The organism is Variovorax sp. P4_D9 (genome assembly GCF_056401695.1).
Map to the genome: position 1 here is coordinate 1 of NZ_JBFUIU010000299.1, position 10,377 is coordinate 10,377.

The window sequence follows — 10,377 nt, forward strand, 5'->3', positions numbered from 1 at the left end:
GGCTGGCACCGACAACATCGATGTCGAAGCGGCAGAGGCGCGCGGCATCCGCGTCCAGAACGTCCCGGACTACGGCAGCGAATCGGTGGCGGAGCATGCGATCGCCACGCTATTCGCCTTGCGCCGCGAGATCCTGGGCTATGCAGCCGCGGCGAAGGATGGCCGCTGGACGGCGTCGAGTCACTTCTGCTGGACCGGGCCGCGCATCCGAGACCTGGGCGGTTCGCGCTTCGGCATCGTCGGCCGTGGCCGGATCGGCGAAGCCGCTGCAAGGCTGGCGCGCGGTGTTGGAATGACCGTGCATTTCGCGCAGACGCCGGGCAGCGCGTGCAAGGACGATGAGTTGCCGCTGGATGCGATCCTCGCCGAGTCCGACGCCATCACTTTGCACCTGCCGCTCACGCCGCAGACGAAGGGGTTGATCAATGCCGCTTCGCTTGAACGGATGAAGGCAGGTGCGGTGCTCATCAATACCGGTCGCGGCGCGCTGGTCGACCCGGTGGCGCTCGCCGACGCGCTGCGCAGCGGGTCGATTGCCGGCGCGGCCATCGACGTGCTCGAGACCGAGCCGCCGCCGCAGGATCACCCGCTGCTCGATCCCACGATTCCGAACCTGCTGCTCACGCCTCACGTGGCGTGGGCCAGCGACCGTGCACAAGCCAGGCTGGCATCACGCCTTCAAGAGCTCGTTGGGCAACAGGCCCAGCGTTCCTGACACTTCCCAAGGAGACAGAATCATGAGAAAGAACGTCATCTTTGCCTCGGTCACCATGGGTGCCTGCTGGCTCGGCGCTGCAGTGGCGTACGCCGACACCTATCCCACCAAGCCCATCACCATCGTCGTGCCGAGCGCGGCGGCCGGCTCGACGGACATCATGGCCCGCCTGGTTTCAGAGCAACTCGTGAAGGCATTGGGGCAGCCGGTCATCGTCGACAACAAGCCCGGCGCGAGCGGCAATATCGGAACGGAGGCCGTGGCACGCGCGGCGCCTGATGGCTATACGCTCCTCATGCAGTATTCCGGCTACCACGTCGGCAATCCGGCGCTGTTTCCGCAGATCCGGTGGAAGACAAGCGACTTCGCACCCATCGCACTGGTCATGCGGGCGCCGCACGTCATTGCCGTGAGCGGGACGCTTCCGGCGATCAACCTCAAGGAGTTCATTGCCAACGGTCAGAAGGACGGAAAGGGCATCTTCTACGCGTCGTCTGGCAATGGCTCCATCCAGCACATCGCCGGCGAGATGTTTTCGCGACAGGCGAAGGTCCCGGCCACCCACGTTCCGTACAAGGGCGCGGGGCCGGTCGTGACCGACCTGATCAGCGGGCAGGTCGACATGTTCATCACCACGCCTCCCTCCGTCATCGGGCAGGTGCAGGCCGGCAAAATCAAGGCGCTGGCCTATGCCGGCCCCAAGCGGCACCCCTCGATGCCGAATGTGCCCACGACGGCCGAAGCGGGCCTGCCCGGATATGAGGTCGAGTCCTGGTTCGCCTTGTTCGCGCCCGCCAAGACACCGCCCGAAGTCATTGCACGCCTGACTGGGCAGGTCAAGACCATTGTCGAGAGCGAGTCCTTCCACAAGAAGGTTGAAGACCAGGGTGCTTTCGCCGCCTACATGGACCCGCCTGCGCTCGGCAAGTTTGTCGACCAGGAGGCCGCCCTTTGGACGAAGGTGATCAAGGACGCAAGCATCAAGGCGGATTGAATCAGCACAAAGAGACGGACATGAAAGCCAAGACAACACTCATCTGCATGGCGACGGCGTGCCTGGTGGCCGCCTGCGGCAACGTGCCGGTAGCCGCCGATAGCCTCGGCGTGGCGAAGACCGACGGCGGGCTCGTGAGCGGCACGGGGGCTGACGTACGTGCGTTCTTGGGCATCCCCTACGCCGCTGCGCCGGTGGGCGAGAACCGCTGGCGTCCCCCTCAACCCGCGCAGCCCTGGAGCGGTACGCGGAATGGCAGCAAATTTGGTCCGGACTGCATGCAACCTGCGGAGTATCCGGAGCTTCGCGGCGCGGGCATGAGCGAAGACTGCCTCAGCGTCAATGTCTGGTCGCCCGCGAAGCAGGCCGGCGAGAAGCTGCCGGTCATGGTGTGGATCTACGGCGGCGGATTCACCTATGGCTCCGGCTCGCATCCATCCTACGATGGGGAAGCGCTCGCACGTCGCGGTGTGGTCGTCGTAACCCTCAACTACCGTGTGGGTCTGCTGGGCTTCATGGCCCACCCCGAACTCAGCGCGGAGTCCCCCTCGCGCAGTTCCGGCAACTACGGGCTGCTGGATCAAATCGCCGCATTGAACTGGGTGCGGCGCAATGCGGCTGCCTTCGGTGGGGATGCCGGCAATGTGACGGTGTTCGGTCAATCAGCGGGCGCGCACTCCATCAGCACGCTCGTCGCTTCTCCCCTGGCTGAGGGCTTGTTCCAGCAGGCCATCATGCAGAGCGTCGGCGTGATGCGCCCGATGTCCACGCTGAAGGAAGCAGAGGCCTATGGCACCTCGGTCGGATCGAGCATCAAGGAGCTTCGCAAGCTTACCGCGGCCGAAGTAGTGGAGCGCCTGAGCAAAGCTGCCCTCCGGGAGCCGGAGATGACGAGTTCGAGGCCGCTCAGTATCGTGGCCGACGGCCATGTCGTCCGGCAGCCCGACTACAGGGCCTACGGGCAGGGAAAGTTCCAGAAGGTCCGTGTGCTCGTCGGCAATGTGGCGAACGAGGGTGGCGGGGCCACGCGCAATCTTGCTGTGAAGACGACGCAAGACCTCCGCAGCTACTTGGGCAGAACTTTCCCGGGAATGGAAGGTCGAGCATTTCAGGCGTACGGCGTCGCGCAAGATGCGCAGGTTCCGCAAGCGCTCTCTGACCTCTTCAGTGATACGCAGTTCCTGTTCGGCGCGCGCGAGATGCTCAAAGCGCACAACCAGTTCGGCGTGCCGGCCTACCGCTACGTGTTCTCGCGACACCGCAACGGCGCAGCTGCGCCGCCGAGCCATGGCGATGAACTCCAATTCGTGTTCGACAACCTGCGTGCGCCGCACCGAGGCCGACAGCGCCCGTTCGATCCAACGGACGAGATTGTCGCGCATGCCATGGCTGATGCGTGGGTGCGATTCGCGAAGACAGGGAACCCGGGAGGAGGGGAGCTGCCGACCTGGCCTGCGTACCAGGGCTCGTCCCAAGCCTATCTGGATTTCGGCGACGTGCCACGCGCGGCCTCGGGCTATGACTCGGCCCGGCTGGACCTGGTGCGCGACTACTACGCCGCCCAGCGGCGATAGAAGACCAACGCCGACTTCACGCAGCATGCTTCAGGGTTGACGTAGCTGCCGCCGTACTCGGAATGGCGAGGGACCCGTACCGGGCAGGCGAAGGGCGCCTGCGGCGAATCGTACACCGTGTCGTCCGTAGTGGACCTCTCATGAGTGGGCCCGTATGCGACAAGTGCTTGAAAGCAGCCCTGGCTCCTGCGCCTTGCTCAGCGAAGGTCGTCGCCATCGTCAGTGCGAGTCTCTGCTTCGCAACCATGAAACCGCAGCATCCACCATCGGATGATGGCGTTTGGTACTCCATGCGAGTGCCGCGGTTACCACCATGATCTTTTCCTTCAGTGGTCGGACGACGACGTTTTCAGGCGCGAGTTTTCGCATTGACGCCGGCACCAATGCAACGCCCTGGCCACAACCGACGTAGGCAATCTGAGAGGTGACCGATCGCACCTCGTGCAGGACACGCGGTGCAAAGCCATGTGACCGACAGACGCCGATCAACATGTCGAAGTAGACCGGGCTAACCTGGCGAGAAGACATCACCAATTGTTCGTCGGCGAGCGATCGCAGCCTGACCCGAGGCAATGCCGCGAGCGCATGGTCTTTCGGCAGCGCGACTGCGAGACGGTCCTCTGCCAGCGGAAGCGTGGCGATTCCCGTGCCGACCTCGCCATCCAAACGTACGAAGGCAAGGTCCAGTTCGCCCGCTTCCAGGCAGGGAATCGCCTCGACGCTATCGATCTCGCGGATCAGCAGCGTCAGGTTCGGATGTGCCTGCCGCAGGGCGGTCAGTAGCGGCGGCACCGTATCAAGCATGGCGGATGTGATGGCGCCGATGTGCAGCACACCCGACTGGYCGGCTGAAACTTCGCGGACAACACGCTCCAACCGCTCCACCTGCCCAGCGAACTGGCGCACTGCCGGGAGGATCGCCGCACCCGCGGGGCTTAGCTGCGTGCCACGCCGCGAACGGTCGAACAATTGCAGCTTGAGCGATTGCTCCAGCACTTTGATCTGCTCGGTGAGTGGGGGCTGCGACATATTCAGCCGCTTGGCCGCGCGGCCGAAATGCTGCTCTTCAGCCACGGCCAGGAACATCCAGAGTTGTCGGATCAGCCGGAAGTCAATTGTGCTGCTCATCTGAGTCACCTCCTCACCGACCTGAACGCCCCGGGAATCCGGGGTGTCGGGCGACGTCTGATCCGCTAATCGTATCAGCGAGATAGCAAATAGGAAATTTAYAGATCAGGCACCGGGGACGATGCTTAGCGCATCTTCAAAGGAGTTCTTCTTGATGACCCAGACAACACTGCTCGATCGCCTTGCATCGCTCGACACCAATACGGTGTCCGATGCGCTCGACTTCCTCGGCCTGCCCGGCGCCACCTACGGGCTTCAACCGCTGTGGAACTGTCCGAAGATCACCGGTCGCGCCAGCACCATCCAGCTGGGCCCCAAGGCCGACGCCACGCCCACCGTGCATCTGATCTCCCCCGTGATCGATGCGGTGAACACCGACGACCGCGTGCTGGTCATCGCGGGCGGCGTGGACGGCATCTCCTGCTGGGGCGACATCTTGGCCAACGCGGCCCGTGCCAAGAATGTGCGCGGTTCCGTGATCGACGGGCTGAGCCGCGACATCGAGGGCAGCGAGTCGATCGAGTATCCGGTGTACGGCCGCGGCATCACGATGATCAGCGCGCGGAACCGAGTGGTCCAGCTCGACGCAGGCAAGCCGGTGCAGATCGCTGGCGTCACTGTGCAGCAGGACGACTACGTGATCGCGGATCGCTGCGGCACGGTCTTCGTGCCGGCCGCGCGCATCGAGGAGGTGCTGCAACTCAGCGAGCGCATCGCCCGCCGACAGGACGGCATGGTCGCCGCGGTGCGTGCAGGGCGTTCGGTGGCCGAGGTCATGCACGACAAAGAATTCGAAGCCATTCGCGGCCACTGAATTCCACACCTTCTCTTGGAGCATTTCAAATGACGAATCCCCTCAAGGCCAGCGCAGAAGACGAAGAGCTCGTCGCCCTTTTCGAAGGGCTGGACACTCCCGGCGTGTCCGATGCCATGGATAGGCTGGGCCTGCACGGCCAAGCGATGGGCATCATGCCGCTGGCCAACTACACCAAGACCACGGTGGGTCCCGCCTTTACCGTCAAGTACGTGCCGGCCAGCAACCCGCCTGGCACCGTGGGCGACTTCATCGACGACGTGGCGCCGGGCGACATGGTCGTGATCGACAACGACGGTCGCACCGACTGCACCGTCTGGGGCGACATCATGACCCAGTGCGCCGTCCAGCGCGGCATCGCGGGAACGGTGATCGACGGCGTCTGTCGCGATGTGAGCAAGGCCTTGGGTGACAACTACCCCACGTTCTCGTTGGGCCGCTTCATGCGCACCGGCAAGGACCGGGTACAGGTCGAATCCGTGAACACCACGGTGGCCGTCGGCACCGTGCGTGTGGTCGCGCGCGACATTGTGGTCGCCGATGCCAACGGTGTGGTCTTCGTGCCGCGCGGGCGTGCCCGTGATGTAGCCGAGACGGCCCGCAGGATCGAAGAAGTTGAGTCGCGCATTCGCGAACAGATCACGCAGGGCAAGTCCCTGGGCGAGGCGCGGACCGCGCTGGGCTACCACAAGCTGCAATCAAAGGAACAACAAGCATGACCACCGCTGCTGACCGCTACAGCCCTGCAGATCTGGCGCAGGCCTGCATGCTTGGCACCTCCACGCTATTCGAGGCCTCTGGTCTTCACACCAGTGCCGTCGATTCCGCTATCAGGAGCGTGTGGCTCGGCGCCTCGGTCTCCGGCCCGGCATATCCGCTCGAATGCTCGCCCGGCGACAACCTGTCGATTCACATCGCCATGGAAAAAGTGCCGCGCAGCAGCGTGCTCGTGGTCTCCACGCATGGCTTCGTGAGCGGCTACTGGGGCGAGGTGCTGACCGTGGCCGCCGAGGCGGCCGGTGTCGTGGGACTTGTCATCGATGGCGGCGTGCGCGATATCGCGGCGCTTATGGCACGGCGATTTCCGGTGTTCGCTCGGGGCATTTCCATGCGCGGCACGATCACGGCCAGTGCGCCCTCGGTCGGCAAACCCATCAGCTTTACCGGCACCCCCGTGGCGGTAGGCGATTTGGTGGTGGCTGACGATGACGGCGTGCTCGTCATTCCCGCGGCCCATGTCGACTACACGCTGGCCCAGGGCCAGGCCCGCGCCGACAAGGAGGCCAGGATGATGGAGGCGCTGATGCAGGGCAAATCCACGCTGGAACTGATGGGCCTTACGAGCTGGAGAGACGGCAAATGACAGCGCCGGCCCACGCCTTAAACCGCTTCCTTGCCGCAGCACGGCCTTCGGCGACCTACAAGGTCATGGATCGCGTGGCCGCCCGCCGCGCGAGCGGCGCGAAGGTCATTTCGCTGAGCGCGGGAGAGCCCGACTTCGACACGCCGGAGCATGTGCGGGAAGCGGGCATCGCCGCGATCCGCGCTGGCCACACCCGCTACACGCAGGTCGCCGGCCTGCGCGCGTTGCGCGAGGCCATCGCCACAAAGTTCCAGCGCGAGAACGGGCTGGGCGTCGACTGGCGCGACACGCTGGTCTGCACAGGCGGAAAGCAGGTGATCTTCAATGCCCTCGCGGCCACGCTGAACGAGGGCGACGAGGTCATCGTTCCAGCCCCCTACTGGGTGAGCTACCCGGAGATCGTGCAGCTTTGCGGTGCGACGTCGGCCATCATCGCCTGCGGCGCGGACAGCGGGTTCAAGCTCACGGCACCAGCACTGCAGTCCTCCATCACGCCGCAAACGCGCTGGCTGATCCTGAACTCGCCGTCCAACCCGACTGGTGCCGTCTACAACCGAGCCGAACTGCAGGCGCTGGCCGAAGTGCTGCTGGCGCACCCGCAGGTCCTGGTGCTGTCCGACGACATCTACGAGCACCTGACCTTCGACGACGCCGAGTTCTGCACGATCGCCCAGGTGGAACCGAGGCTGCGCGAGCGCGTGCTGACCATGAATGGTGTCTCCAAGGCCTACGCGATGACGGGCTGGCGCATCGGTTTTGGTACGGGACCTGGCTGGCTCATAGAGGCGATGGAAAAGCTGCAGGGCCAGCAGACCTCCGGCGCGTCCACGATCTCGCAGCATGCGGCACTGGCAGCCCTGCAAGGCCCGCAGGATTTCATCGCACAGTCGCGCGCAGTCTTTCAGCGACGCCGCGACCTGATCGTGGAGCAACTCAACCAGGCCGAGGGGCTTCGCTGTGCGATGCCGCAGGGGGCGTTCTACGCATTCRCTTCGTGCGAAGGCCTGATCGGTAAGACCACGCGCGCGGGCACGCGCCTCGACAGCGATCAAGATGTGGTCAATGCGCTGCTGGACGAGGCCGATGTCGCTGCAGTGCATGGCAGCGCGTTCGGGCTCGGCCCATATGTTCGGATCGCCTACGCCCTGGAGAACGAGGCGCTGATGAAGGCATGCCGCGCGATCCAGGACTTCTGCCGATCCACTCGTTTCGAGGTAAGCCGATGAAGACAGAGTTCAGCACATCCACATTGCCTCTCCGTGTCGCGGGGGTCGACATGGGCGTGGCGGCCATCCATCGCACAGGCTTGCTGGATCCGATCGTGTTCCTGCACGGCTTCGGCTCGACGAAGGAGGACTACGCCGATATCGGTCGCTATCGGATCTTCGACGGGCATCCTTTTGTCGCGTACGACGCTCCGGGTTGTGGGGAGACGCACTGCACAGATCTGTCGCGGGTCTCGATACCCTTCCTGGTCGAGACGGCGACGGAAGTGTTGCGGGCCGTTGGATTCGAACGCTTTCACCTGGTCGGGCATTCGATGGGGGGTCTGAGCGCATTGCTGCTCGCTCAGCAGAACCCCGATCGCGTGCTGAGTTTTGTCAACATCGAAGGCAACATCGCGCCTGAAGACTGCTTCCTCAGCCGCCAAGTGGTCGACTATCAGCAAGAGGATGCAGAGCGCTTCTTCGACGACTTTATCGAGCGCACGCGTCATGCCCCCGCGTATGCTAGCGCGTTGTACGCCGCAAGCCTGCGGCACAAGGTCCGCGCGGCTGCGGTGCGCGGGATCTTCGAATCGATGGTTGATCTCTCGGACAACGGCGCCTTGATAGAGAAGTTTCTTGGCCTCCCATGCTCGACGATGTTCATGTACGGGCAGCAGAACGCATCGCTGTCCTACCTTAAGCACATCCAATCTCGCGGCGTCCGTCTCTCCGAGATTCCCCGTTGCGGGCACTTTCCGATGTACTCGAATCCAGTGGTGATGTGGGAAGAGATCGGCGATTTCCAGCTTGGGCGCCGCGCATAGCGCGGGCACCTTGTAATTCATGCCGCTCCCTGCGTCCGGAAATCACCATCGACGGCGGCACGACCGAGCTGGTGCTTCACGCTTGAAGCGCGCGGCTGCTGACGTCGTCCTCGCAATTTCCCTCGAAACGCCGGCAGATGCTGGGCGCTTCCATCGTCGCCTGGTCAACGCCTGCGTCCGCGCGCATCCCAGCGATCGAGACGCGCATCGCATGCACGTAGCCATCATGGTGCTGGCGCAGCAGGGTCGAGCTTGCAGCCGACAGTGCTGGTCATTCAACTCAAGACACCAGAACGCGCTACCAAGAAAATCGCTTCTACTCCGGAGCAGGTCACTGCGATTCGCTGACCCGCCGAGTCCATCGCCAAGTTGGTGGGAAATGCACCGTCCGGAAAGACAGCGCGCGCGACCACCTCGGCCTTGCGGTTGAGAACCCACACCGCATCGGCGCCGGGGAGGCACACCCATAGCAGTCCCTCGTGGTCGATATGGATGCCGTCGGGACCGGTAGGGCCGTAGAAGCTGGCGAAGCGGCCGACCTTGGTGGGTTGGCCGCTCGTGGTCAGCGGGGCGCGCCACACGCTGTTGTCACGGGTCACCGCCAAATACAGTTCCGCGCCGTCGTCGGTGACACGCAAGCCGTTGGGGCTGGGCAAATGGTCGAGCACGCAGCGGAGTTCGCCGCCCTGCCAACGATAAACACGGCCCGAGGGGTCGTGCAACCCGGTTTGCCCCTGGTCGGTAAACCACACGGCGCCGTCCTGCGTCACCTGCAGATCGTTGAGCCCCAGGAAACCCTGCGTGGCAGCATGGGTCAGCACCATTTCCACGTCGCCTGTGGCGGGGTTGATCCGGACCAACCCGTGCCGCGCATCGGCCACCAGGAGGTAGCCATCGGGCAAGAGCTTCATGCCGTTGGGCCAGCCGTCGTAGCGGCAGACCTCCGACCAAACCCCGGCGGGATCCACCATCAGAACGCGTCCACCGGGGATGTCTACGCAGTAGAGCTTTCCATCAGGCGCGAGCACGGGGCCCTCCAGGAAAGTGACCGCTGTCGATGCACGCCGGTTGATATGCATCCATTCGGAGGCTCGCGTTGGCTGGAGCTCCGCCGGTAGCGAAGTCCAAGGCGTGACGACTAGTTCACGGAAACCAGATGCGCAAACTAGCATGGATGAACTGCCAACGGTTCTTGAGTTGTGCGGCAGTGCTTGTCAGAGCGGACGACGCGCATCATCCCACCTTCGCGCCTGAGGTCTTGACGACCTTCGCCCACTTTTCGGTTTCCGTCTTGATAAATGCGCCGAACTGTTCCGGGCTGGAGCCCGCGGGGTCGAAATCGTTCTGCATCATCTGGTTGATCACCTGCTTGTCGCGCAGGATGCCGGTCAACTCAGTGTTGAGTCTGGTAATGATGGCCGTCGACGTGCGCGCCGGCACCACGATGCCGTACCACACGGCGGCGCTGTAACCCGAAAGACCAGATTCGGACAGCGTCGGTACGTCGGGCAAGGCTTTCAGACGCTCGCCGCTGGTGACTGCCAAGGCCCGCAGCTTACCTGCCTTGATGTGAGAGAGCACACCGGGAGTAGAGGCAAAGCTCAAGTCGATCTGCCCGGCAATCAGATCGTTGGTGGCTGGAGCAGCTCCCTTGTAAGGAACCTGAACGATGTTGATGCCCGCCATGCTCTTGAACAATTCTGTGGCAAGGTGGGCCGCACTTCCGGGCACCGTGCCGAAGTTGAGCTTCCCCGGAT

11 protein-coding genes are annotated in these 10,377 nt (G+C 63.9%); 8 read left to right on the forward strand and 3 right to left on the reverse strand.

The window, feature by feature from the left end; all coding sequences use genetic code 11:
- The 3 genes from AC1DY5_RS27690 to AC1DY5_RS27700 form a co-directional block, all read left to right on the forward strand.
- Positions 1–715 (forward strand): NAD(P)-dependent oxidoreductase (locus AC1DY5_RS27690; RefSeq protein ID WP_478116593.1); only part of this gene is annotated, 715 nt, incomplete at its 5' end.
- 22 nt (positions 716–737) lie between these two features.
- A complete protein-coding gene (locus AC1DY5_RS27695) occupies positions 738–1,709 on the forward strand; it encodes a Bug family tripartite tricarboxylate transporter substrate binding protein (RefSeq protein ID WP_478116595.1) in 972 nt (323 codons plus the stop codon).
- Positions 1,710–1,729: 20 nt separating this feature from the next.
- Complete coding sequence (locus AC1DY5_RS27700; RefSeq protein WP_478116597.1) at positions 1,730–3,283, forward strand: carboxylesterase/lipase family protein; 1,554 nt, start codon at positions 1,730–1,732, stop codon at positions 3,281–3,283.
- 219 nt (positions 3,284–3,502) lie between these two features.
- On the opposite strand, the gene AC1DY5_RS27705 is transcribed toward AC1DY5_RS27700, so the two are convergent.
- A complete protein-coding gene (locus tag AC1DY5_RS27705) occupies positions 3,503–4,411 on the reverse strand; it encodes a LysR substrate-binding domain-containing protein (protein ID WP_478116599.1) in 909 nt (302 codons plus the stop codon).
- A 154-nt stretch (positions 4,412–4,565) separates the two neighbouring features.
- Here AC1DY5_RS27705 and AC1DY5_RS27710 point away from each other — a divergent pair, with 154 nt between their 5' ends.
- The 5 genes from AC1DY5_RS27710 to AC1DY5_RS27730 are packed head-to-tail and all read left to right on the forward strand — an operon-like array spanning position 4,566 to position 8,620.
- Entirely contained in the window at positions 4,566–5,225 is a 660-nt protein-coding gene (locus AC1DY5_RS27710; protein ID WP_478116601.1) for an RraA family protein, read from the forward strand.
- Between the two features lie 29 nt (positions 5,226–5,254).
- Complete coding sequence (locus AC1DY5_RS27715; RefSeq protein WP_478116603.1) at positions 5,255–5,944, forward strand: RraA family protein; 690 nt, start codon at positions 5,255–5,257, stop codon at positions 5,942–5,944.
- Positions 5,941–6,588 carry an RraA family protein gene (locus AC1DY5_RS27720; RefSeq protein ID WP_478116605.1) on the forward strand — a complete coding sequence of 216 codons (648 nt, stop codon included), beginning with the start codon at positions 5,941–5,943 and terminating at the stop codon, positions 6,586–6,588. The genes AC1DY5_RS27715 and AC1DY5_RS27720 overlap by 4 nt, the downstream gene beginning before the upstream one ends.
- Positions 6,585–7,814: a pyridoxal phosphate-dependent aminotransferase gene (locus AC1DY5_RS27725; RefSeq protein WP_478116606.1), complete on the forward strand. Its 1,230-nt coding sequence runs from the start codon at positions 6,585–6,587 to the stop codon at positions 7,812–7,814. The genes AC1DY5_RS27720 and AC1DY5_RS27725 overlap by 4 nt, the downstream gene beginning before the upstream one ends.
- A complete protein-coding gene (locus AC1DY5_RS27730) occupies positions 7,811–8,620 on the forward strand; it encodes an alpha/beta fold hydrolase (RefSeq protein ID WP_478116608.1) in 810 nt (269 codons plus the stop codon). The genes AC1DY5_RS27725 and AC1DY5_RS27730 overlap by 4 nt, the downstream gene beginning before the upstream one ends.
- A gap of 275 nt (positions 8,621–8,895) precedes the next feature.
- Here the strand turns inward: AC1DY5_RS27730 and AC1DY5_RS27735 are convergent, their stop codons facing one another.
- Positions 8,896–9,648 carry an SMP-30/gluconolactonase/LRE family protein gene (locus tag AC1DY5_RS27735; RefSeq protein WP_478116610.1) on the reverse strand — a complete coding sequence of 251 codons (753 nt, stop codon included), beginning with the start codon at positions 9,646–9,648 and terminating at the stop codon, positions 8,896–8,898.
- A gap of 205 nt (positions 9,649–9,853) precedes the next feature.
- A partial coding sequence (locus AC1DY5_RS27740; RefSeq protein ID WP_478116612.1) for a tripartite tricarboxylate transporter substrate-binding protein occupies positions 9,854–10,377 on the reverse strand: 524 nt, incomplete at its 5' end.